This window comes from Streptomyces wuyuanensis (genome assembly GCF_900103455.1).
GTDB classification, from domain to species: Bacteria; Actinomycetota; Actinomycetes; order Streptomycetales; family Streptomycetaceae; genus Streptomyces; species Streptomyces wuyuanensis.
In genome coordinates, this window is the sequence record NZ_FNHI01000040.1 from 1 (window position 1) to 22,534 (window position 22,534).

22 protein-coding genes and 1 tRNA gene are annotated in these 22,534 nt (G+C 70.2%); 21 read left to right on the forward strand and 2 right to left on the reverse strand.

Going from position 1 to position 22,534, the window contains the following annotated elements:
- The first annotated feature begins 479 nt into the window (after positions 1-479).
- Positions 480-1,271, forward strand: a complete 792-nt coding sequence (locus BLT82_RS35500; RefSeq protein ID WP_093662463.1) for an NUDIX domain-containing protein — start codon at positions 480-482, stop codon at positions 1,269-1,271.
- Here BLT82_RS35500 and BLT82_RS35505 read toward each other — a convergent pair.
- On the reverse strand, positions 1,255-2,298 hold the full coding sequence (locus tag BLT82_RS35505; protein WP_208868134.1) for an NsdA family TPR-like regulatory protein: 1,044 nt from the start codon (positions 2,296-2,298) through the stop codon (positions 1,255-1,257). The two genes, BLT82_RS35500 and BLT82_RS35505, sit on opposite strands and share 17 nt — an antisense overlap.
- 427 nt (positions 2,299-2,725) lie before the next feature.
- On the opposite strand from BLT82_RS35505, the gene BLT82_RS35510 reads away from it, so the two are divergent.
- From BLT82_RS35510 to BLT82_RS35560, 12 genes are all read left to right on the forward strand, one after another.
- Positions 2,726-3,067: an SCO3933 family regulatory protein gene (locus tag BLT82_RS35510; RefSeq protein WP_093662465.1), complete on the forward strand. Its 342-nt coding sequence runs from the start codon at positions 2,726-2,728 to the stop codon at positions 3,065-3,067.
- 5 nt (positions 3,068-3,072) lie between these two features.
- Positions 3,073-4,428 (forward strand): FtsK/SpoIIIE domain-containing protein, encoded by a 1,356-nt coding sequence (locus BLT82_RS35515; protein WP_244529932.1) that lies wholly within the window; start codon positions 3,073-3,075, stop codon positions 4,426-4,428.
- A gap of 81 nt (positions 4,429-4,509) precedes the next feature.
- Entirely contained in the window at positions 4,510-4,680 is a 171-nt protein-coding gene (locus BLT82_RS37535; protein ID WP_166802701.1) for a hypothetical protein, read from the forward strand.
- A gap of 78 nt (positions 4,681-4,758) precedes the next feature.
- On the forward strand, positions 4,759-5,406 hold the full coding sequence (locus BLT82_RS35520) for a DUF2637 domain-containing protein (RefSeq protein WP_093662499.1): 648 nt from the start codon (positions 4,759-4,761) through the stop codon (positions 5,404-5,406).
- A 19-nt stretch (positions 5,407-5,425) separates the two neighbouring features.
- Positions 5,426-5,620 (forward strand): hypothetical protein, encoded by a 195-nt coding sequence (locus BLT82_RS35525; protein WP_093662467.1) that lies wholly within the window; start codon positions 5,426-5,428, stop codon positions 5,618-5,620.
- Positions 5,621-5,622: 2 nt separating this feature from the next.
- Positions 5,623-5,778, forward strand: coding sequence for a hypothetical protein (locus tag BLT82_RS35530; RefSeq protein ID WP_093662469.1), 156 nt, complete (start codon positions 5,623-5,625; stop codon positions 5,776-5,778).
- 24 nt (positions 5,779-5,802) lie between these two features.
- A complete protein-coding gene (locus BLT82_RS35535) occupies positions 5,803-6,156 on the forward strand; it encodes a hypothetical protein (protein ID WP_093662471.1) in 354 nt (117 codons plus the stop codon).
- Positions 6,157-6,257: 101 nt separating this feature from the next.
- The gene (locus BLT82_RS35540; RefSeq protein ID WP_093662473.1) at positions 6,258-6,464 is read left to right on the forward strand and encodes a hypothetical protein; all 207 of its coding nucleotides are present in this window, start codon (positions 6,258-6,260) and stop codon (positions 6,462-6,464) included.
- Positions 6,465-6,613: 149 nt separating this feature from the next.
- On the forward strand, positions 6,614-7,903 hold the full coding sequence (locus tag BLT82_RS35545; RefSeq protein ID WP_093662501.1) for a replication initiator: 1,290 nt from the start codon (positions 6,614-6,616) through the stop codon (positions 7,901-7,903).
- Positions 7,903-8,097: a helix-turn-helix transcriptional regulator gene (locus tag BLT82_RS35550; RefSeq protein ID WP_093662475.1), complete on the forward strand. Its 195-nt coding sequence runs from the start codon at positions 7,903-7,905 to the stop codon at positions 8,095-8,097. The genes BLT82_RS35545 and BLT82_RS35550 overlap by 1 nt, the downstream gene beginning before the upstream one ends.
- Entirely contained in the window at positions 8,094-9,467 is a 1,374-nt protein-coding gene (locus BLT82_RS35555) for a tyrosine-type recombinase/integrase (protein ID WP_093662477.1), read from the forward strand. The genes BLT82_RS35550 and BLT82_RS35555 overlap by 4 nt, the downstream gene beginning before the upstream one ends.
- Before the next feature lie 190 nt (positions 9,468-9,657).
- Positions 9,658-10,506: a nuclease-related domain-containing protein gene (locus BLT82_RS35560; RefSeq protein WP_244529933.1), complete on the forward strand. Its 849-nt coding sequence runs from the start codon at positions 9,658-9,660 to the stop codon at positions 10,504-10,506.
- 227 nt (positions 10,507-10,733) lie between these two features.
- On the opposite strand, the gene BLT82_RS35565 is transcribed toward BLT82_RS35560, so the two are convergent.
- Positions 10,734-10,805, reverse strand: a tRNA-Arg gene (locus BLT82_RS35565).
- A gap of 489 nt (positions 10,806-11,294) precedes the next feature.
- On the opposite strand from BLT82_RS35565, the gene BLT82_RS35570 reads away from it, so the two are divergent.
- The 8 genes from BLT82_RS35570 to BLT82_RS35605 form a co-directional block, all read left to right on the forward strand.
- On the forward strand, positions 11,295-11,720 hold the full coding sequence (locus BLT82_RS35570; RefSeq protein ID WP_093662481.1) for a response regulator: 426 nt from the start codon (positions 11,295-11,297) through the stop codon (positions 11,718-11,720).
- 55 nt (positions 11,721-11,775) lie between these two features.
- Positions 11,776-12,867 carry an ArgS-related anticodon-binding protein NrtL gene (gene nrtL / locus BLT82_RS35575; protein ID WP_093662483.1) on the forward strand — a complete coding sequence of 364 codons (1,092 nt, stop codon included), beginning with the start codon at positions 11,776-11,778 and terminating at the stop codon, positions 12,865-12,867.
- Between the two features lie 13 nt (positions 12,868-12,880).
- Entirely contained in the window at positions 12,881-14,272 is a 1,392-nt protein-coding gene (gene lysA / locus BLT82_RS35580) for a diaminopimelate decarboxylase (RefSeq protein WP_093662485.1), read from the forward strand.
- A 96-nt stretch (positions 14,273-14,368) separates the two neighbouring features.
- Complete coding sequence (locus BLT82_RS35585; RefSeq protein ID WP_167746193.1) at positions 14,369-15,661, forward strand: homoserine dehydrogenase; 1,293 nt, start codon at positions 14,369-14,371, stop codon at positions 15,659-15,661.
- Between the two features lie 6 nt (positions 15,662-15,667).
- A complete protein-coding gene (gene thrC, locus BLT82_RS35590; protein ID WP_093662487.1) occupies positions 15,668-16,735 on the forward strand; it encodes a threonine synthase in 1,068 nt (355 codons plus the stop codon).
- A gap of 524 nt (positions 16,736-17,259) precedes the next feature.
- Positions 17,260-18,177: a homoserine kinase gene (gene thrB / locus BLT82_RS35595; protein ID WP_093662489.1), complete on the forward strand. Its 918-nt coding sequence runs from the start codon at positions 17,260-17,262 to the stop codon at positions 18,175-18,177.
- Between the two features lie 391 nt (positions 18,178-18,568).
- Entirely contained in the window at positions 18,569-20,587 is a 2,019-nt protein-coding gene (gene rho, locus BLT82_RS35600) for a transcription termination factor Rho (RefSeq protein WP_093662491.1), read from the forward strand.
- 312 nt (positions 20,588-20,899) lie between these two features.
- Positions 20,900-22,534: trypsin-like serine protease (locus BLT82_RS35605; protein ID WP_093662493.1), on the forward strand; the 1,635-nt coding region annotated here is incomplete at its 3' end.

The window sequence follows — 22,534 nt, forward strand, 5'->3', positions numbered from 1 at the left end:
GTCGGGCAGTCTGTGGACCTGCCCGGTAAAGCACGACGTTGGGGCCATGATCTTCGAGGCTCGCGCCAAAGTGGCTGGCTAAAGTCGCGGAGCCGACCGCCCCAGCCACGGACTGGTTCTCACCTGTGGTGTCGCACTACCCTGCCCCGGCCTGGTCTTTCGCCCTTTTGTGGGCGCGGGCGGGCGACGACGCGCGGTCCCGGTGGCGGAGACATGGAGGGAGCCGGGCGGCGGCGTCCGGCCGGCGCCGCCGCGCTGTGCGCGGCACCTCTGATCTCTGCATCAGACTGCTTGCAGTTCCAGGAGGCCGGGATCATCGGCGAGCGAAGCGAGCACTTGAAGCCGTAGAGAAGGTTTCTACTCACTCCCAGAACAGCCCCATCGCGGACGCTGATGAGCTGCACTCTCCCTGCCCTGGGTCAGCGCTGGCGGCTAGGCTTGGCCGGGCCAGTCGATGAGTCGGGGAGTGTGCCGAGGGGATGGAAACGAAGTCCGCGCGGGTGTACCGGACGATCCGTGAGTGGATCGCGTCTGGGGAGCTGCCGCCCGGCTCCAAGCTGCCCTCTGAGCGCACTTTGGTCGAGGACTTGGACATCGGCCGGACTCAGCTCCGGCGAGTCCTCGCGAGGCTCGTCGCCGAGAGGGTGTTGGAGGTCCACGGGCGCAGCTCGTACAAGATCCCCTCCCTCGATGTGACCACCGCGCCCCCCGCGGAGTTGGAGCCATGGCAGATCCACGGTGAGCGGACGATCTACGACAACCGTTGGGTAAAGCTCGGGCTGGTCGACGTTGAGCCGCCTGGTGTCGAGCGCTTCGAGCACCATGTCGTGCGCCTGCATCACGTGTCGATCGCGGCGATCCTCGACGACCGGGACCGTGTGCTCATGCTGTGGCGCTACCGCTTCGTTCCGAACCGCTTCGGCTGGGAGCTCCCGGGCGGCATCGTCGACGAGGGCGAAGATCCCAGGACGACCGCTCTGCGTGAAGTCGAGGAAGAGACCGGCTGGCGCCCGGAGTCCCTGGAGCACGTGGTCACCTACCAGCCCATGGTCGGCATGGTCGATTCACCTCACGAGATCTTCGTCGGGCACGGCGCCGAGCACGTGGGCGACCCTACGGACCTCGAGGAGGCCGGCCACGTTGCCTGGGTGCCGCTCTCCGACATCCCGGGCCTGATGGCCCGTGGCGAACTGATGGGTTCGGGCACCCTCGTGGCGCTTCTCCACGTACTGGCCTCGCGGGGCGGCGACGCAGTCAAAGCCTCTGCGTGAGCTGTTCTATGCGTCGTCGATGACGTACGGAGCTGGTGCGATTCGCCAGCAGGCGCGCTTGCCGCAGATGCTCCTGCGCCTGGTCGAACTCGCCGCGGCTCAGGTGTGCTTGAGCGAGATCGCACCGGAGCCCGGACGTCGCTCGTACGAATGTGGCGTCCGCGTTTTCAAGTGCGGCGTACAGGCTGTCGAGCGCGTCATCCTCACCGATCAGGGCAAGCGCGTTACCTCGCCAGCGGGCAAGGTGTCCGCTGTTCAGGAAGATGCTCAGCATGTCCGGGTCGCGGGCCTCGTCGCCGTCCGGTAAGCATGCTGTGGCCTGGTCGAGGGCCCGCCGGCACTCGTCGGCCAACCCTGCCTTTGCGCTCAGTTCGGCCTCGGCTGCGAACAGCCAGGCACGAAGCCGCGGAGATGCCTGGGAACTGGCCAGACGGTGCGCCTCCTGCACTAGCTGCAATGCCATGTCCGGGCGCCCGGCGTCGTTGAGCACGTATGCCTGCTCAGCAGTGGCGTGAGCCAGATACATGGGCTCTTCGGCCTCTTGGGCGGCGCGCTTGCCCAGCTCGTAGTTCCGCCATGCTCGCTCGACCGCTCCCGCATCGAGGGCCTGCCACGCTGCCAGGGTCGCGGCCCCGGCGAGTGCGCGAGCCACCGGGCGTCGCGTGTCCGGCAGTACCGCGAAGGTGAGGGCGTCTTCCAGGGTGGTCAGGTGGCCCGTCATCTGATCGACAAGGCTCGACGCGCCCATCTGCCGGTCGACGGTCCTCAGTAGCTCGGTCTGGTCCATGAACGTTTTCACCATGGTCAGACTGACGCTGCGCGCTGAGTCGATGCGGCTGATCAGTTCGTCGTAGCCGCCCACCTCGGGCACACCTGACGGCGACGCCTGCCGGCCGAACAGCTCGTCGTCCGTAACGCCCAGCAGCGGGCGAAGGATCTCCGCGTACCGATCGCCCAGCGACCGCCTGCCGTTCTCCCACTCGGACACGTACACACGCAGGCTTGCCGTCGCCGCGATGGTCAGCATGTGCTGTCCGGCGTACCGCTCGATCTCCCGAATCAGTCGCTCTTGCGACCAGCCTCGCGCCGTTCGTAACTCTCGTAGCCGGTTGGACACTTGCACCACCCCGCGCACGTTGCCATCAGCCTTCACAGCAGCATGCCTCACATAGGCCCAGGTCCGCAGGGGTTAACCGGTCCGGGTTAAGTCCTGTTGGCTACCGACTCGTTGATGCGCGCGGTTCTCTAGAAGCGTCACCAGATGGCTAGTTGAGGCGAACCAGACGGAGACAGCATTGACATCTGGTGCGCACCAGATGCACGCTACTGGTGCGCACCAGATGGGACGCACTGAGCCGTTGGCGTTGTCGACGGCTGCCACAAACCACTCGCAGGAAGCGGCGCCCTACCGCCAAGCAAGCCGCCGCTTCCGCCCCTACAAGGGAGCTTCCATCATGCCATCGTTCAAGATCGACACCTCGACTGCCGTCGTCTTCGTCGCGGTCGAGCCGAAGCACAAGGTCATCAACAAGGACACCGGTGAGATCGCGATCGACCGCGACACGAAGGCCAAGATGATGACGGTGGGCCTGACCATCGCGGACGAGGGTGAGGCGAACCTCTACACCGTGTCGGTGCCGGAGACCGGGGTCCCGGAGGGGATCACGCTCGGGATGCCGGTGAAGGTCGTGGGCCTGAAGGCTCGGGACTGGGAGAACACCTTCAACGGGGAGAAGCGGTTCGGGATCGCGTTCCGCGCGGTGGCCCTGGTCGCCCCGACCGGTTCGAAGGGCTGAGGCCGGTGTCCGGGGGCGTGCTGTTAGCGCTGGCGGTCATAGCAGTCGCGCTGCTCTGGGTGGCCCGCGTGAAGGCCCCGACCGTGTACTGGTCGCTGGTCGGTCTGCCGGCCGCGCTGTATCGGGTGCTGGCGTCGTACCGGCAGACGATGGAGGCGTGTGAGCTGACTGTCGCTCCGCCGTGGTGGCGGGTGTTCGCCAAGCGGGCCACCAGCACTGAGGAACCGCGTCCGGGGATCCCGAAGATTCGGGGTATCCGCCCCACCCGCACCGGCTTGCGGCTGCGGTTGAGGCTGGCCGCGGGTCTGGAGCCGGATGACGTGGTGAAGTCCGCGGTCCGCCTCCGGCACGCGTGGGGCGTGTACTCGGTCCATGTGACGGAGCTCCGCCCGGGGGTGATCGAGCTGAGGATGACGGGCTTCGACATCCTCGCCCGGGTCCGCATGCCCCGCCGGCTCGCGGTCGGTCCGCTCAGTGCGGTGGTGGCGCTGCGGGAGGACGGTCTGCCGTTCGTCCGCGACTTCCAGGCCGTGCCGCACAGCCTCACCCTTGGCGCCAACAAGTCCGGCAAGTCGATGTATCAGCGCTGCCTCATCAAGGCGCTGGCGCCGCTGGATGTGGCGCTGGTCGGGATCGACTGCAAGCGCGGCGTGGAACAGACTCCGTTCGGCCCGCGGCTGTCGGCCCTGGCCACCACCCCGGATGCCGCATCCGAACTGCTGGATGCGCTCGTTTCCGAGATGGAGGCCCGGTTCGATCTGCTGTGCCTGCACCAGGGCATCGCCCCAGGGACGCCGTTGGAGGACATCACCTCCGACATCTGGGACCTGCCCAAGAGCATCCGCCCCGTTCCCATCGTCGTGCTGGTCGACGAGATCGCCGAACTGTTCCTGACCACCGCCAAAGCCGACACCGCCCGCCGGGACAGGATGGTCACCCAGCTCGTGCGCCTCGCACAGCTGGCCCGTGCGGTCGCGATCCATCTGGAGATCTGCGGGCAGCGCTTCGGTACCGAACTCGGCAGGGGTGCAACCGCCCTGCGGGCCCAGCTCACCGGCCGGATCGTGCATCGCTGCAACGATCGCCAGACCGCCGAAATGGGCCTCGCGGACGTGAACGAACTCGCTGTCGCCGCCGCGACCAGCATCCCGGCCGAACGCGCCGGCCTGGCCATCGCAGGGGACGCCTCCGGGGGCTGGTCGCGCATCCGCACCCCGAAGACCAGCCTGGGCGAAGCCGCCGCAGTGTGCCGCGAGTTCGCCCACATCACCCCGCACCTTCCCGCGCTCGCCCCGTGGCGCCCGGAGCCCTCCGAGCCGGTCGAGGCACTGGCCCCGGAACCCGCCACCGCCACCGCGTAGCGCACCGCCGATCACGGTCGGCGCGACCGCCTCGCGCCAGGTCCCTACCCCGCCATACCCAAAACCGTCAGGAGCCCCGTCATGGCCACCACCAGGAAGACCACCCGGACGAAGAAGTGCCCGGACTGCAAGGGCACCGGCGAGATCACGGAAACCGTCCGCGTCGGCTCCGTCCGCAAGGCCCGCGAGACCACCGACCGACAGGCCGCGCTTTGCCTGACCTGCTTCGGCACCGGCCGGCCCCTCACCTGAACCCCATGTCCGCGGCCGGGCGGCAGGAACGCACTTCCGCCCGGTCCCCGGCCCATCCCCTTGAAGGAGGTGAAGACCGTGATCCGTTCGATCCGTGTCGATGCCGTGCTGGTGCAAGCCGTGATCGCCGGGGCGCTGTCCTTCGCCCACCTGCATGACCTGGCCGCCGCTGCCGGACAGCACGGCTGGAAAGCCTGGGTCTACCCAGTCTCCGTCGACCTGCTCCTCGTCGCTGCCTGGCGCCGACTGCGCGCCGGCGGACCGACCCGGCTGGCCTGGTGCTGGTTCCTCATCGCCCTGGTCGCCTCGCTCGGCGCCAATATCGCTACCGCCGGCCTCCTCGATCTGAGCGACGTACCTGACTGGCTGCGCATCCTCGTCGCCGGATGGCCCGCCCTCGCCTTCCTCGGCGGCACCCTCCTCGTCCACACCCCAGCCACTGCCGACGACATGGAGCCCGAGCCGCTGTCGGCAGTCGACCACGTGCGAGCCGAACCCGAACCCGCCCCCGTGCCCGTTCCGGATGCAGTCGAGCCCGCCGAGCCCGTCCCGGCCCTGCACGCCGCACCGCCCGCGGACGTGCCGCCCGCCCTCGTCGACCACGCCCGCAAGCTCGCCGACTCCCACCGCGCCTCGACCGGCACACCGATCGACGCCGCGACCCTCCGCGACCGCCTCGGCCTGCCCGGTCCGATGGCCGACCAGCTCGCCGCCCACCTCACCTGACTTCGAAGGGAGCAACACCGTGACCCGTGACCCGGCCGATCTGACCGCTGCCGACTACCTCGACGGAGCCCGCGAGATGACCGCCGCTGATCGGCCCTACCTCGCCCACCTGCTCGCCGAGGAAGCCGCCCAGCGCACCAACGACCCGGCCACCGCCGCCGGGATCCGCGCCACCTACCCCGACCCCACCACCACGCGAACGGAGAGCGACTGACCGTGGACGTCCCCCTGTGGCTCGCCCTGATCGTCGTCGGCTGGCTCGGCGTCAAGCTCATCCGCCCGCCCTGGTGGCTGATCGCCGTGCTCCTGCTCGGCGGCTACCTCCTGGCCGACAGCGTCCTCGCCCCCGCCGTCGACAACGCCCTCAAGTAGCCCCACCCGGAAAGGAGAACACCCGTGCTCACCCCGCGTATCCCGGTCAACCCGCTGCCCACCGGCAGCACCATCCCCCTCGACGAGACCACGGTGATCCACCCGGTCGTCGTCGAGCACCCGGCACCCGCGTCACCCTGCGGATGTCAGCACCACACCCCGGCCTTCGCCGCGGTCCAGCCGCCGGCGCCGAAGGTCGCCCGGTTCACGCCCGGACAGCTCGCGGCCCTCGTCGGCGGGGGTGCCGCTGTGGCCCTCGTGGTCGGCGCGGTCCTGGTCTCCATGCTCCTGGCCGTCGCCATCACCGGCGCGTCGGTCGCCGTCTGCGCGGTCGTCCTGCGCTCGCTCCTGAACGACACCCGGCGCCCCCTGCGCTGAACGGCCCTCCGGGCGGCCCTGAAACCGCCAAGTCTCCGCCGCCCGGACGGCCCCAGCCCCACATCCGAACCCACAAAGACCCGGAAGGGACCTCACTCATCATGCCCCAGCACACCCCTGCCCCGGCACGCATCTGCCCCGCCTGTGACGGCTTCGCCGCCGTCGCCATCACCCTCGGCGGCCGCAACCACGCCGGACACCTCCACACCATCACCGCCCACTGCAAGACCTGCCAGGGCACCGGCACCCTCCCCCCGGCCCGCGCCCTCCTCGACACCGCCGCGACCGCCGCTTTCACCCGCGGCTGACCACCCGGCCGGGGCGCCCCGCCACCACCGGCGACCGGTGCCCCGGCCCTCTTCGCCCGCGAGAGGAGGAACACGCATTGACCACCCCGACCACCACCATCACAGCGCCCCCGGTGAACGATCTCGCCCGCCTGGCCCGCACCGGCGCCATGACCGAACTCGTCCAGCAGCTGCGCGGCCTGGGCGGCTGCACCACCCCAATCCGGCTCGACGGCCACCGCACCGAACACGCCCTGGACACCACCACTGGCGAGATCGGCCCGGTCCTGCACCACCTCGACGCCTCGACCATGCCCGCCGGAAACCTGCTCGTCCGCTGCAACAACCGCCGTGCCACCCGCTGCCCCGCCTGCGCCGAGACCTACCGCCGCGACACCTACCAGCTCATCACCGCTGGCCTCCGCGGCGGCAAAGGCACCCACGAACGCGTAGCCACCCACCCCCGGGTGTTCGCCACCTTCACCGCCCCCAGCTTCGGCCCCGTCCACAACCGCCCCACCAAGGGCCGCTGCCGCTGCGGCACCCAGCACGCCGAAGACGCCCCCGAACTGGGCACCCCAATCGACACCTACGACTACCAAGCCGCAGTTCTGTGGAACGCGCACGCCTCAAAGATCTGGGCCCGGTTCTCCATCTACCTGCGACGCGAAGTCGCCAAGCGCGCCGGCCTCACCCAACGCGACTTCAAGGAGCACGCCCGCGTCTCCTTCGCTAAGGTCGCCGAATACCAGCGCCGGGGAGCGATCCACTTCCACGCCGTCGTCCGCCTCGACGGCCCCGCCGGCAGCGATGACCCACCCCCGCCCTGGGGCACCGCGGAACTCCTCACCGACGCCATCCGCGCCGCGACCAAGGCTGCTGAGGTGCCCGGGCCGATCGTGGACGGCCGTGCCTATACCTTCGCCTTCGGCCGCCAGCTCGACATCCGCACCATCCGCTCAGCCGACTTCGACGGCCCCAGCGAGCTCAGCGACAAGGCCGTCGCCGCCTACATCGCCAAGTACGCCACCAAAGGCGCAGAGACCGCGACTGGCGCCCTCGACCGCCCGCTCAGGTTCCTCGCCGAACTCGCCCGCATGAACCTCCCCGAGCACGCCCAGCGCCTCATCCGTACCGCCTGGACCCTCGGCGCCCGCAAAGACCTCGCCGAACTCCGTCTTCGCGCCTGGGCCCACATGCTCGGCTTCCGCGGCCACTTCTCCACCAAGACCCGCCGCTACTCCACCACCCTCGGAGCCTTACGCGCCGCCCGCGCTGAATGGCGACGCCTGCAAGCCGCCATCGCCCGCCAGAACCGCACCCCCTCGCCGGCCGAACCCGACCACGACGAGACCACCCTCGTCCTCGCCCACTGGATCTACGCGGGGACCGGCCTCACCCGCGGTGAGGAATGGCTCGCCGCCGCATTCGCCACCGACCCTCAGGAAGGAGACCAGTAATGGCCGGGAAGACAGACGAGCTCATGACGGTTCCGCAGATCCTGGCGGAACTGGGAGGGGTCTCCCGGCGCACCTTCTACCGCTGGCGTGAGCTGGGACATGGACCCGCCGCGTTCAAGCTCCCCAACGGTGAACTGCGAGTATGGCGAAGCGACTTCAGCGCCTGGCTGCGCCGCTTGGAGGCGGCAGCGTGAAGTCTTTGGACGTGAAGGTCTGGGGAGTCCGAAAGCGGGACACCAAGACTCCTTCCTACGGCGTCCGCTGGTCCGTAGCGGGGAATGTCTTCTCCGATACCTTCCGGACCAAGGCCCTCGCCGATCACTATCGAGCCAAGCTCATGCGAGCCATGCGAGACGGCGAAGAATTCGACACGGTGACGGGCCTCCCGGCCTCCCTGGACAAGGTAAAAGTCTCCCTCTCCTGGTACGACTTCGCTCGCCGATACCTCTCGATGAAATGGCCCCACGCCGCACCCAACACCCGCGACGGCATCAACGAGTCGCTGACCAGCGTCACCATGCAGCTCCTCGACGAGCGTGCGGGACGGCCCTCCGACCAGGAGATTCGCCGCGCCTTGCGCAACTGGGCCTTCGTCCTTCCCCAGCCTGAGGACCGTGAGCTGCCCGACGACGTGCAAGGGGTCCTCCACTGGGTCTCCAAGGCGTCCCGACCCCTCACTGACTTGACGGAGCCCGCCACTGCCCGCGCTCTGCTCGACTCGCTGAAACTCAAGCTCGACGGCACCGCGGCGGCTGCGGAAACGGTGCGCCGCAAGCGGCGGACCTTGGTGAATGCTGCCAACTATGCGGTCGATTTGGGAGAGCTCTCCGAGAACCCCATCACCGCCGTCCGGTGGCAGAAGCCCAAGGTCTCCAACCAGGTCGATCCGCGTGTGGTTGCCAATCCGGAACAGGCCCGGAACCTGCTTACCGCGGTCTCGTACGTAGGGGGATACCGGCGTGCTCGTGGCCGGCGCCTCGTCGGGCTCTTTGCCGCGATGTACTTCGGCGGCCTTCGGCCTGCGGAAGCGGTGGGCCTGGTCGAGACGGATCTCGTCCTCCCCGACTCTGGTTGGGGCTCGGCTCTGCTCCACCGGACACGCCCGTCCGCTGGCAGGCAGTGGACCGACTCGGGGGAGACCCACGACGACCGCGGACTCAAGAACCGGCCGCGCGAAGACGTCCGTCGTGTGCCCATCCCGCCCCAGCTCGTGACGGAGCTGCGCGAGCATCTGGACACGTTCGGCACGGCCGAGGACGGACGTCTCTTCTACAGCGAAAAGGGATCCGTCGTTCCGTCCTCGACGTACTACCGCGTGTGGCAGGAGGCGCGACTCCTGGCCCTGCCCCCGGCCCTCGCGGCATCACCGATGGCGAGTCGGCCCTACGACCTGCGGCACTCAGCCCTGTCGACGTGGCTCAACGCGGGTGTCGACCCGACGGAGGTCGCCGAGCGGGCCGGCAACAGCGTCCAGGTTCTTCTGACCCGCTACGCGAAGTGTCTGGACGGGCGCCAGGAGGTCGCCAACCGCCGCATCGAGGACCTGCTCCGCGAGTACGAATAGGACGACCTGAGGTGCGCCCACGGCCCCTGGCATCTTGCCGGGGGCCTTCTTCGTTGCCGGTCCTCACCTGCGGTGATCGTTCAGCTTGGGGGAGAGCGCTGCCATTCCGCCCGGGGCTCAGCGGTCTTGTGGCCCGGCGCCCTTGCTGCTGCCATATCGACATCGTCGCTACGGGAGTGGAGGGGGCCTCGTGGAGCTGAAAGTCACGCGGTGGAAGAGGTACGGGCACGATCGCCTGTACGCGAACCTGCCGGACGGAACCGCGGTCGGTTGGGCGGATGCCAAAACGGGGGAGATCGCGGTTCTGCGCGCCGAGTTTCGCGATGACGTGATCGCCGCCCTGACAAAGCACTTACCTAACCCGCCCGTTCCGGTCCCGCCGGCCAAGGCACCCGCGGCCCAAGTACGTCCGGTGCTTCCGCCACTGACGCCGGCCGACGACCTGGCCGCGAACGCTCCCGGGGAGGCCCTGCGTAATCGGCTCGCTGAGTCTGGCTCGGGTGTCTTTGAGCGTGTTGTCGCACGGCTTCTGCGGCGGCCTACCGAGTGCGCCTCTTGGCGAAAAGGACTGGCGGGGGAGCGTCGCGTGGGCGCCGAACTGAACCGATTAGCGCGCCATGGCTGGCGTGTCCTCCATTCCATCCCTCTGGCCAACAAAGTGGACATCGATCACCTGCTGATCGGGCCCGGTGGGGTGTTCAGCATCAACACGAAGCATCACCACAAGAGGGCCGTATGGGTCGGCGACGATTCCGTGAAAGTCGATCACGGAAAGCCGGCGCCTTACGCGAGGAAGAGCCGGGCCGAGGCCAAGCGCGTCATCCGCGTACTCGAGCGCTACTGCGCCTTTCCCGTACCGGTGGAGCCCGTACTCGTCTTCGTCGGCGTCACCGATCTGAAGGTAGTGGCCACCCAGCTGAGCGTGCGGGTGTACCAAGAACGCCAAGTAGCCGCCCTGGCGCCGCTCTCTGGGGTGCTGTCAGCCGAGCAGGTTGAGCAGGTGTACAGCGTCGCCCGGCATCGCCAAGCGTGGGGCTGAGCCGTTGACCGACGCCCTGTGAGGCGCCTGCGGACATCTGGTCGCCGACACGCGAGGTCGCCCGCTTCCCGGAGCCCACCTGCGGCGATGCCCCCAAGATCCCGTCCACGCCTCGTCCACAGACCCCGACATAGGCCCGCTCCGAGCGGCATACGCCTGCACATACGCGAAGACCCCGTCCTCAGCGTTCTCGCTGGTGGCGGGGTCTTTGGGCACCTCATACAGGGTGCCCCCGGCAGGATTCGAACCTGCGCACACGGCTCCGGAGGCCGTTGCTCTATCCCCTGAGCTACGGGGGCGTCCGCCGCTCTTGGCGGCGACGGGTAGAACCCTACCAGCTCTGATGGTGTGCCCGTGAACAGGTATTTCCAGCCTGTGACCGCGGGGTCCCGCAGGCCGTCCGCGGGAGTCCGGGCCCTCAGTGCTCGATGGCTTCCGGCTCTTGAGCTCGTCCGCCTGGCCGACCCACCCCCTCCCACTCTCACTCGCCCTACCCCGGACGGCGCCCCACCCGCCCCGCGGCGCCATCCCGCCCCACCCCACACCCCTGCCCCGGCCACCCCTCAGTCCCGCCCGCCTCCCGCTCTCACCCCCACCGCCCTGCGCCCCCACCCCGCACGGCGCCCCACCCCGCACGCCCCCCACCGCCCCGCGGCGCCATCCCGCGCCATCCCCACGCCCCTGCCCGGCCACCCGCACGGCTTGGGTCCCCACCCCCCTCCGGGTCAGAAGTGCGTAAAAGCCGGACGCGGGCGCCGTCGCGGACCTACTCTCGAGTTGTGTCAGGCGTGTCCGGCCGGGTGCTCGTCGTCGACGACAACAGGGTCATTCGGCAGCTGATCAGGGTCAATCTCGAGCTGGAGGGCTTCGAGGTCGTGACCGCGGCCGATGGTGCCGAGTGCCTGGAGGTCGTCCACGAGGTGCGGCCCGATGTGATCACGCTCGACGTCGTGATGCCGCGGCTCGACGGTCTGCGGACCGCCGCGCGGCTCCGCTCGGATCCCAGGACCCGGCGCGTGCCCGTCGCGATCATCAGTGCCTGTACGCAGCACGAGGTCGACACCGGTGTCGCCGCAGGCGTCGACGCCTTTCTCGCCAAGCCCTTCGAGCCCGCCGAGCTGGTGCGGCTCGTCCGGCGGTTGATGTACGGGGAGGGCCCGCCGTCCGTAGACGGCAGGCATGGTGCCGGGAGGGCGGGGAGCACGCGGGGCTGACCGCATGGCGAAACCGGTTCGCGATCACACCCCCTCCCTCCCATACGCTTGTCCCGTGACCCCCGCAGATCTCTCCCGTACCGTGCTGGGCGCCGTGCGCCGTGCGGTGGAGGAGGGCGCACTGCGCGGCCCCGTCCCCGAGCGCGTGAAGGTCGAGCGCTCCCGGCCGGGCGGCAGCGGGGACTACGCGACCAACGCCGCGCTGCGGCTCGCCCGCGAAGCGGGGATGCCCGCGCGCGAAGTGGCCGAAGTGCTCTCCGGGGCCCTCGCCCGGCACCCCGGCATCGCCGGCGTCGAGATCAGCGGTCCCGGCTTCCTCAACATCACCCTGGCCGCAGACACCCGCCACGCCCTCGTCCGCGAGGTGCTTTCGCGCGGCATCCGTTACGGACGCGGCAGCGGCATGGCCGACCAGATCCACCACTACCACCACCGCCCCGACGTCAGGGCCGCGGTCACCGCCGACGCCGTGCGCCGACTGCTCCGGGCGCAGGGCGCACTCGTGCGGATCAGCTGCGACCGGGCCGAACCCGCCTGGGCGCCGCTCGGCGCCACCCCCGATGCCCTGGGCACACCGCCGGTGGCCCTCCCCGAACTGCGGCCGGTCCCCGTCGACGTCTCCGCGGACGAACTGCTGCGCCGCTTCGGCCCCGACGCCACCCGCTGGGCGCTGCTCCGGCCCGCCGGGCACGACCGCGCGAGGCCCGATGACGGCCTTCTCGTGCAGAACGAGGGAAATCCGCTGTTCCGGGTGCGGTACGCCCACGCCCGCAGCCGGGCCCTGCTCCGCAACGCCGCGGACCTCGGGTTCACGACCGGGCCCGCCGCGGACGAGGAGGGAGCCGCGTACGAGGAAGGCGCGGACGCCCGACCCGCGGACGCGGCCGCCTCCGCCCTCCTCACCGCCCTCGGCGACCACCCCACCGCCCTGGAGTCCGCCGCCCGGCTGCGCGCCCCCGACCGGGTCGCGCGCCACCTCGAAGCCACCGCCGACGCCCTGCTCGGCTTCCAGCACACCGTGCTGCCCACGGGTGACGAGAAACCCTCGGCCACCCACCGGTCCCGGCTCGCCCTCGCCGAAGCCGCCGGGACGGTGCTGGCCGGTGGCCTGGCACTGCTCGGCATCAGCGCACCCGAACACCTGTAGATGTGAGAGAAGAATGAGCCGTTCCGCACACCCCGCCGGGCCCCGCTACGCCGACGTCCTCCCCGAAGGCCACTACGCCGCGCCGCCGACCGACCTCAACGTGCTGGACGAGAAGGTCTGGTCGCGCACCGTGAACCGCGACGAGGCCGGTGTCGTCACCGTCGCCGGCATCGAAGTCACCCGTCTCGCCGAGGAGTTCGGCACGCCGGCCTACTTCCTCGACGAGGCGGACTTCCGTGCCCGCTGCCGTGCCTGGGCCGACGCCTTCGGCAAGGACGCCGACGTCTTCTACGCGGGCAAGGCGTTCCTCTCCCGCGCCGTCGTGCGCTGGCTCAACGAGGAGGGCCTCAACCTCGACGTCTGCTCCGGCGGCGAGCTGGCCACGGCCCTCGACGCCGGCATGCCCGCCGAGCGCATCGCGTTCCACGGCAACAACAAGTCCGTCGAGGAGATCGAGCGGGCCGTCGGCGCCGGGGTCGGGCGGATCGTCCTCGACTCCTTCCAGGAGATCGTCCGCGTCGCGCACGTCGCCCAGTCCCTGGGCAGGCGCCAGCGCGTCCAGATCCGCGTCACCGTCGGCGTCGAGGCACACACCCACGAGTTCATCGCCACCGCCCACGAGGACCAGAAGTTCGGTCTCGCGCTCGCCGGCGGCCAGGCGGCCGAGGCGGTGCGGCGCGCCCTGCAGCTCGACGGGCTGGAGCTCATCGGCATCCACTCGCACATCGGCTCGCAGATCTTCGACACCTCCGGGTTCGAGGTGGCCGCGCACCGGGTCGTCGGACTGCTGAAGGAGGTCCGCGACGAGCACGGCGTGGAGCTCCCCGAGATCGACCTCGGCGGCGGCCTCGGCATCGCGTACACCTCCGACGACGACCCGCGCGAGCCGCACGAGATCGCCAAGGCGCTGAGCGAGATCGTCACCCGTGAGTGTGAGGCGGCCGGCCTGCGCACGCCCCGCATCTCCGTCGAGCCGGGCCGGGCGATCGTCGGGCCGACCGCCTTCACGCTGTACGAGGTCGGCACGATCAAGCCGCTCGACGGACTGCGGACGTACGTCAGCGTCGACGGCGGCATGTCCGACAACATCCGCACGGCGCTGTACGACGCCGAGTACAGCGTGGCCCTCGTCTCGCGCGCGAGCGACGCCGAGCCGATGCTGGTCCGCGTCGTCGGCAAGCACTGCGAGAGCGGCGACATCGTCGTTCGGGACGCGTTCCTGCCCGCGGACCTGGCGCCGGGCGACCTGATCGCGGTGCCGGCGACCGGTGCCTACTGCCGCTCGATGGCCAGCAACTACAACCATGCGCTCCGCCCGCCCGTCGTCGCCGTGCGCGACGGCGAGGCGAAGGTGATCGTCCGGCGTGAGACGGAGGAAGATCTCCTGCGTCTGGATGTCGGCTGATGAAATATATGTCTCAGAATCCGGACGGGGAGCGGAAAGCCTCGTGCGGTGGGTGAGACTGGTTCGCACTCTGCTTTATGAAGGAATCGAGGTCGGATGATGCGTACGCGTCCGCTGAAGGTGGCGCTGCTGGGCTGTGGAGTGGTCGGCTCAGAGGTGGCGCGCATCATGACGACGCACGCCGGCGACCTCGCCGCGCGGATCGGGGCCCCGGTGGAACTCGCCGGGGTCGCCGTCCGCCGCCCGGCCAAGGTCCGTGAGGGGATCCCGCAGGAGCTCATCACCACCGACGCCAAAGGGCTCGTCTCACGCGACGACATCGACGTGGTCGTCGAGGTCATCGGCGGTATCGAGCCCGCGCGCACTCTGATCACCACCGCCTTCGAGCACGGGGCGTCGGTCGTCTCGGCCAACAAGGCACTGCTCGCCGAGGACGGCGCCACGCTCTACGCCGCCGCCGAGAAGCACGGCCGGGACCTGTACTTCGAGGCCGCCGTGGCCGGCGCGATCCCGCTGATCCGGCCGCTGCGCGAGTCCCTGGCCGGCGACAAGGTCAACCGGGTGCTCGGCATCGTCAACGGCACGACGAACTTCATCCTCGACAAGATGGACACCTCCGGCGCCGGCTACTCCGAGGCGCTGGACGAGGCCACCGCGCTCGGGTACGCCGAGGCCGACCCGACCGCCGACGTCGAGGCCTTCGACGCGGCGGCCAAGGCGGCGATCCTCGCGGGGATCGCCTTCCACACCCGGGTGCGCCTCGACGACGTGTACCGCGAGGGCATGACCGAGGTCACCGCCGCCGACTTCGCCTCCGCCAAGCAGATGGGCTGCACCATCAAGCTGCTGGCGATCTGCGAGCGGGCGGCGGACGGCAGGTCGGTGACGGCCCGCGTGCATCCGGCGATGATCCCGCTCAGCCACCCGCTGGCCTCCGTCCGCGAGGCGTACAACGCGGTGTTCGTCGAGGCCGAGGCGGCCGGCCGGCTGATGTTCTACGGCCCCGGCGCCGGCGGTGCGCCGACCGCTTCCGCGGTCCTGGGCGACCTGGTCGCCGTCTGCCGCAACAAGCTCGCCGAGGCGACGGGGCCCGGCGAGTCCGTGTACACGCAGCTGCCCGTGAGCTCCATGGGCGAGGTCGTGACGCGGTACCACATCAGCCTCGACGTGGCCGACAAGCCGGGCGTGCTCGCCCAGGTGGCGACGGTCTTCGCCGAGCACGGCGTATCCATCGACACGGTGCGCCAGACGGGCAAGGACGGCGAGGCATCGCTCGTCGTCGTCACCCACCGCGCGCCCGACGCCGCCCTCTCGGGGACCGTCGCGGCGCTGCGCAAGCTCGACACCGTGCGCGGTGTCGCCAGCATCATGCGGGTTGAAGGAGAGTAAGGACCCATGAGCACTCGCACTCACCAGTGGCGCGGCATCATCGAGGAGTACCGTGACCGGCTTCCGGTGACGGACACGACGCCCGTCGTCACGCTCGGCGAGGGCGGTACGCCGCTCGTCTTCGCGCAGTCCCTCTCCGAGGTCACCGGTTGTGACGTATATCTCAAGGTCGAGGGTGCCAACCCGACCGGGTCCTTCAAGGACCGCGGGATGACCATGGCGATCACCAGGGCCAAGGAGGAGGGCGCGCAGGCCGTCATCTGCGCCTCGACCGGGAACACCTCGGCGTCCGCCGCTGCCTACGCGGGCCGTGCCGGGATGGTGTCCGCCGTGCTGATCCCGCAGGGCAAGATCGCGATGGGCAAGCTGGGCCAGGCGCTGGTCCACGGGGCGAAGATCCTGCAGGTCGACGGCAACTTCGACGACTGTCTGGTGCTGGCCCGCGGTCTGTCAGAGAACTACCCGGTGGCGCTGGTCAATTCGGTGAACCCGGTCCGTATCGAGGGCCAGAAGACCGCCGCCTTCGAGATCGTCGACGCGCTCGGCGAGGCGCCGGACGTCCATGTGCTGCCCGTCGGCAACGCCGGCAACATCACGGCGTACTGGAAGGGGTACAAGGAGTACGCCGCGGACGGCATGGCGGCGCGTACTCCCCGGATGTGGGGCTTCCAGGCGTCCGGCTCGGCGCCCATCGTGCGCGGTGAGGTCGTCAAGGACCCGTCGACGATCGCGACCGCGATCAGGATCGGCAATCCGGCGTCCTGGGAATTCGCGCTGGCGGCCAAGGAGGAGTCGGGCGGTTTCATCGACGAGGTGACCGACCGTCAGATCCTGCGCGCCTACAAGCTGTTGGCCTCGCGTGAGGGCGTCTTCGTGGAGCCCGCCTCGGCCGCCTCGGTGGCCGGGCTGCTCAAGGCCGCCGAGGAGGGCAAGGTCGACGCCGGCCAGCGGATCGTCTGCACGGTCACCGGCAACGGCCTGAAGGACCCCGACTGGGCGGTGGCCGGAGCGCCCCAGCCGCTGACGGTCCCGGTCGACGCGGCCGCGGCGGCGAAGCAGCTCGGGCTCGTCTGAGGCGTTCCCGTCCGGGCGTCCGGTGCCGCTCGGCACCGGACGCCCGGACGGCGGGCCGTCGGCGGAGCGCCGGGCGCGGCGGAGGCCGTACGGGGGAGTGGCGGACGCGCCGGGCCCGTACGGCCCCGGCACGAGGCCGTACGCGGTCGTACGCGTGAGTGCGGCCGAACCCGCCTCCGTACGTTCTTCCGGCGGAGTGCGCACCGAGACGGGCGGCCGGCGGGCGGGCCCGTACGGGCCGCGTCTCGCGAGGACGGGGCACGCGTAAACGGCAAGTCGCCCAGGACCTCCCGAAGGGGCACACAGGGGAGTGCGACACGCATCGTGCGCCTCCCGTGCGCCCTATGTCGCCGCAGAACCATCCTTGGATAGTCTGTACGCAACCCCGCCGCCGCATATGCCGCGGTCGTTGCCGTCACTGGCCCGTGGGTCTTCGCATCTTCAGTCATCATCACGCCGATCAGAACCGATCCCACAGATCATCGAGATCAGCACCGATCAGAACCAAGGAGTGTCGTCGATCGATGGCCGGTCCCGCGTTCCGCGCCGCCGCCGTCCGAGTGCGCGTGCCTGCCACCAGCGCCAACCTCGGGCCGGGCTTCGACGCCTTCGGCCTGTCGCTGGGCCTGTACGACGACGTCGTCGTCCGCGTCGCCGACTCCGGGCTGCACGTCGACATCGCCGGTGAGGGCGCCGAGACGCTCCCGCGCGACGAGAGCCATCTGCTCGTGCGCTCGCTGCGCACCGCCTTCGACCTGCTCGGCGGGCAGCCCCGCGGTCTCGAGGTCGTCTGCGCGAACCGCATCCCGCACGGGCGCGGGCTCGGGTCCTCGTCGGCCGCCATCTGCGCCGGCATCGTGGCCGCCCGCGCGGTGACGATAGGGGGCGACGCCAGGTTCGACGACGCCGCGCTGCTGGAGCTGGCCACCGAGATCGAGGGGCACCCCGACAACGTCGCCGCCTGTCTGCTCGGCGGTTTCACCCTCGCCTGGACCGACGCCGGCGCGGCCCGTGCGATCAGGATGGACCCGTCCGAATCCATCGTTCCGGTGGTTTTCGTGCCGAGTAAGCCGGTTCTCACGGAGACCGCCCGCGGGCTCCTGCCGCGCACCGTCCCGCACGTGGACGCCGCCGCCAACGCGGGCCGGGCCGCGCTGCTCGTCGAGGCCCTCACCAGGCGTCCCGAGCTGCTGCTTCCCGCCACCGAGGACCGTCTCCACCAGGAGTACCGCGCCCCGGCGATGCCGCAGAGCGTCGACCTGGTGAACCGGCTGCGCGCCGACGGCGTCCCCGCGGTCATCTCCGGTGCGGGCCCCACCGTGCTCGCGCTGGCCGAGGACGGCGCGGCCGACAAGGTCGCGCGACTGGCGGGCGAGGGATGGGCGGCCAACAGGCTCGCCCTCGACGCCGCGGGAGCGAGCGTCCTGCCGCTCGCTTCGTAGCGACACGGATTGCCGGTCACAGAGAGGGGGAATGTTTGTTGGAGCCGGTAGTGTTAACCTCAAGTACGCAGCCCACAATCTTGTGGCGCGGTGCTTCGTGTCCCTTTCCGGGACCACCATTCTTCCGGGAGCCTCCCCAACTGCCTGAGCAGCCTGCCTGAGCAGTTTCGAGCACGCTCCGGAACCGGCACGACACCCCTCGCTTTTCCCGAAAGAGAGGGCCGAGCAGGGGGAACTCGGGCCGGACCTTGCACGTACATCTCTTCCGCCGTACCCCGGCGGACCACCGCCCCGGCTCCGGTCCGCGATCAGAAAGATCGAAGACCGCGTCGGACAGCACAACCGGTCGCCGAGCCAGAAGGCCGACGTCCGCTCCAGGGAAGGACCCTTCGTGAGCGACACCACCGATCTGATGGGCGTGACTGCCGACAACAGTGTCGACACCGCCGCGCCCGCCGCAGGTGCTGCCACTGGCAACACCTCCCGGCGCCGCCGTTCCGGCACCGGCCTCGAGGGCATGGTCCTGGCCGAGCTCCAGCAGGTCGCTTCGGGCCTCGGTATCAGGGGCACCGCGCGGATGCGCAAGAGCCAGCTGATCGAGGTCATCAAGGAGGCGCAAGCCGCCGGAGGAGCCCCGGCCAAGGGCGCCGAGGCGGGCGGCGGCACGGCCGAGACGAAGCCGAAGCGCCGCGCCACCTCCAAGGCCCGTACGGGTGATGACACCGCCGCGCCGAAGGCCGAGTCCCCCGCCGCCCAGCAGCAGATCGACATCCCGGGTCAGCCGGCCAGCGACGATGTCCCGGCGGGCGAGCGCCGTCGCCGCCGGGCCACCTCTCCCGCGGGGAGCCCGGAGGGCGACGCCGCCAAGGGCGAGGCGAAGGGCGACCTCAAGACCGAGGTCCGGGCCGAGACCAAGACCGAGGGGCAGCCGGAAGCCAAGGCCGAGGCCGCCACCGAGACGGCCGAGGGCCGTCGTGGGGACGGCCGGCGCGACCGCGGCGACCGTGGTGACCGCGGCGACCGCGGTGACCGCGGTGACCGCGGTGACCGCCGTGACCGTCAGCGCGACCGTCGCGGCGGCAAGGGCGAGGACCAGCAGGGCGGCGGCCAGCGCCAGCAGCAGGGCGGCCAGCAGCAGCGGCAGGGCGGCCCGCAGGACGACTTCGACGACGAGGGCGGTCGGCGCGGACGCCGTGGCCGCTACCGCGACCGCCGTGGCCGCCGTGGCCGCGACGACTTCGCGACCGGCGAGCCGCAGGTCTCCGAGGACGACGTTCTGATCCCCGTCGCGGGCATCCTGGACATCCTCGACAACTACGCGTTCATCCGGACCTCCGGCTACCTGCCCGGTCCGAACGACGTGTACGTGTCGCTGGCCCAGGTCCGCAAGAGCGGTCTGCGCAAGGGCGACCACGTCACCGGCGCGGTCCGCCAGCCCAAGGAGGGCGAGCGCCGCGAGAAGTTCAACGCGCTGGTCCGCCTGGACTCCGTCAACGGCATGGCGCCCGAATCCGGCCGTGGCCGCCCGGAGTTCAACAAGCTGACCCCGCTCTACCCGCAGGACCGGCTCCGTCTGGAGACCGACCCGGGCGTGCTGACCACCCGCATCATCGACCTCGTGTCGCCGATCGGTAAGGGTCAGCGAGGCCTGATCGTGGCCCCGCCGAAGACCGGCAAGACCATGATCCTGCAGGCGATCGCCAACGCGATCACGGTCAACAGCCCCGAGTGCCACCTGATGGTCGTCCTCGTCGACGAGCGTCCGGAAGAGGTCACCGACATGCAGCGGTCGGTGAAGGGTGAGGTCATCTCCTCGACCTTCGACCGCCCCGCCGAGGACCACACCACGGTCGCCGAGCTGGCCATCGAGCGCGCCAAGCGTCTCGTCGAGCTGGGTCACGACGTGGTCGTCCTGCTGGACTCGATCACCCGTCTGGGCCGCGCCTACAACCTGGCGGCCCCGGCTTCCGGACGCATCCTGTCCGGTGGTGTCGACTCGACCGCGCTCTACCCGCCGAAGCGCTTCTTCGGCGCCGCGCGCAACATCGAGGACGGCGGCTCGCTGACCATCCTGGCCACCGCGCTGGTCGAGACCGGCTCGCGCATGGACGAGGTGATCTTCGAGGAGTTCAAGGGCACCGGCAACATGGAGCTCAAGCTCGACCGGAAGCTCTCCGACAAGCGCATCTTCCCGGCGGTGGACGTCGACGCGTCCAGCACCCGTAAGGAAGAGATCCTGCTCGCCCCCGAAGAGCTCGCCATCGTCTGGAAGCTGCGCCGTGTGCTGCACGCGCTCGACCAGCAGCAGGCGATCGAGCTGCTGCTGGACAAGATGAAGCAGACGAAGTCGAACGCCGAGTTCCTGCTGCAGATCCAGAAGACGACTCCGACGCCGGGCAACGGCGACTGACGCCGCATCATCGGTTCCCGGACCGCCCCGTCACCGCGAAGGTGACGGGGCGGTCTCGTTTCTCCGGGGACCACACCGTCCACTGGTCAACCGTCAGTTGACACACGTATCATCGGCGAATCCGGGTGGGGGGGATTCCACTGCGCGGCACCAGCCGAGGCCGGGGGGCCTCTTGAGGCGTGCCGCCCACAAAGCCAGCTGTGCCCCACCGTTACCAGAGATTCCTCCGGTGGGGCGGTCGCGCTCTGCCGGTTCTACCCAAGGGGTTACCGAGTGCAGATACGCACCCGCGGTGGCCGGCACAAGCGCCGCATGAGACTCGCGGTACCGGCCGTCGCCGCCATCGTCGCGCTGGCCGGTGCCGGCATCGCGTTCACCGGCTCCGGGTCCGCCGAGGCCGGCGAGTTGCCGCAGGTCACCGCCGAGTCGCAGAAGCCCGCCGAGCCCTCGCAGAGCGAGCTCCGGGGACGCGTGGCCGCCGCCATGAAGGCCGACGCGAAGAGCGAGCGGTCCCTCATCGAGCAGCCGGACTCCGCCGCCGCGGAAGACACGCGCAGCGCGCCGAGCACCCGCATCATCGGTGGTTCCACGACCACCATCTCGTCCGCGCCCTGGATGGCGCAGCTCCACTTCTCCGACGCCGAGGGAAGCTACTTCTGCGGCGGCGTCGTGATCGCCCCGACGAAGGTCGCCACCGCGGCGCACTGCGTCAAGGGCATCAAGTGGTACCAGGACGGCGCCGTCGTCGTGGGCACCGACCAGATGCCCACCCAGAACTCCGACGGCTCCTGGGACTTCCACGGCGGCACCGTGCTCGGCGCCTACCGCCAGTGGCACCACCCGCAGTACAGCCCGTACACGATCGACAACGACGTCGCGGTGCTGACGCTGACCTCGACGGTGCCGTCCACCGTCAAGCCGCTGCCGCTCGCGCAGCCGACCGACTCCGCGCTGTACCAGGCCGGGCGCGACGGCAAGGTGTACGGCTGGGGCCGCACCAGCTCCACCAACCCCAACAGCGCCTCGCAGACGCTGAAGGTCGCCGACGCCGACATCGTCTCCGACACCGCGTGCGGCGCCGCGTACCCCGACGGCTTCATCAAGGGCCACATGGTCTGCGCGGGCGCCCCGCCCACCGGCGACGACGCCACCAGCGAGACCACCTGCAACGGTGACTCCGGCGGCCCCCTGGTCGTCGGCGGCAAGCTCGCCGGCATCGTCTCCTGGGGCGACGAGAACTGCTCGGCCGAGGGCAAGTACGGCGTGTACGCCAAGGCGACCACGTACTCCGCGCCGATCCAGTCGCGTGTCGACGACGCCAACTGGAGCGCCGACCACACCGCGGACCTGCTGGCCCGTCGGGCCTCTGACAACTCGCTGTTCAGCTGGCACTCCAAGGTGACGAGCCTCGCCCGCACCTACAACCTGGGCAACTTCGGCGCCGTCAACCTGCTCGTCCAGACCGACCTGGACCGGGACGACTACCAGGACCTGATCTACCGGGTCGGCAACGGCGACGTGTACTGGGACCACTACGTCCCCGCGTCCGAGGAGGCCCAGCTCAAGCTCGTGGCCAAGGGCTGGAGCAAGCACAAGCACATCGTCGCCCCCGGTGACGTCACCGGCGACGAGCTGCCCGACCTGCTCGCGGTCGACTCCACCGGCACCCTGCGCGTCTACCCCGGCAGGGGCAACGGCGGCTTCAACGCGCCGATCACGATCGGCACCGGCTGGGGCGCGTTCACCATGGTCCGCGGCCACGGAGACTTCACCAACGACGGCAAGGCCGACGTCTTCGCCCGCAAGAGCGACGGCAAGACCTACCTCTACAAGGGCACCGGCGTCGCCTCCAAGCCGTTCGCTGCCCCCGTCCTGGTCGGCGCCTTCGGCAGCATGAACGCGATCGTCACCACCGGTGACGTGAACAGCGACGGCCACGCCGACGTC

Coding starts and splice junctions, on each gene's coding strand:
- BLT82_RS35505 (WP_208868134.1), bottom strand. CDS start 2,298: ATGCTGACCATCGCGGCGACGGCAAGCCTGCGTGTGTACGTGTCCGAG.
- thrB (WP_093662489.1), top strand. CDS start 17,260: ATGGCCGGTCCCGCGTTCCGCGCCGCCGCCGTCCGAGTGCGCGTGCCT.
- BLT82_RS35545 (WP_093662501.1), top strand. CDS start 6,614: ATGACCGAACTCGTCCAGCAGCTGCGCGGCCTGGGCGGCTGCACCACC.
- BLT82_RS35550 (WP_093662475.1), top strand. CDS start 7,903: ATGGCCGGGAAGACAGACGAGCTCATGACGGTTCCGCAGATCCTGGCG.
- BLT82_RS37535 (WP_166802701.1), top strand. CDS start 4,510: ATGGCCACCACCAGGAAGACCACCCGGACGAAGAAGTGCCCGGACTGC.
- BLT82_RS35540 (WP_093662473.1), top strand. CDS start 6,258: ATGCCCCAGCACACCCCTGCCCCGGCACGCATCTGCCCCGCCTGTGAC.
- thrC (WP_093662487.1), top strand. CDS start 15,668: ATGAGCACTCGCACTCACCAGTGGCGCGGCATCATCGAGGAGTACCGT.
- BLT82_RS35585 (WP_167746193.1), top strand. CDS start 14,369: ATGATGCGTACGCGTCCGCTGAAGGTGGCGCTGCTGGGCTGTGGAGTG.
- BLT82_RS35500 (WP_093662463.1), top strand. CDS start 480: ATGGAAACGAAGTCCGCGCGGGTGTACCGGACGATCCGTGAGTGGATC.
- lysA (WP_093662485.1), top strand. CDS start 12,881: ATGAGCCGTTCCGCACACCCCGCCGGGCCCCGCTACGCCGACGTCCTC.
- BLT82_RS35510 (WP_093662465.1), top strand. CDS start 2,726: ATGCCATCGTTCAAGATCGACACCTCGACTGCCGTCGTCTTCGTCGCG.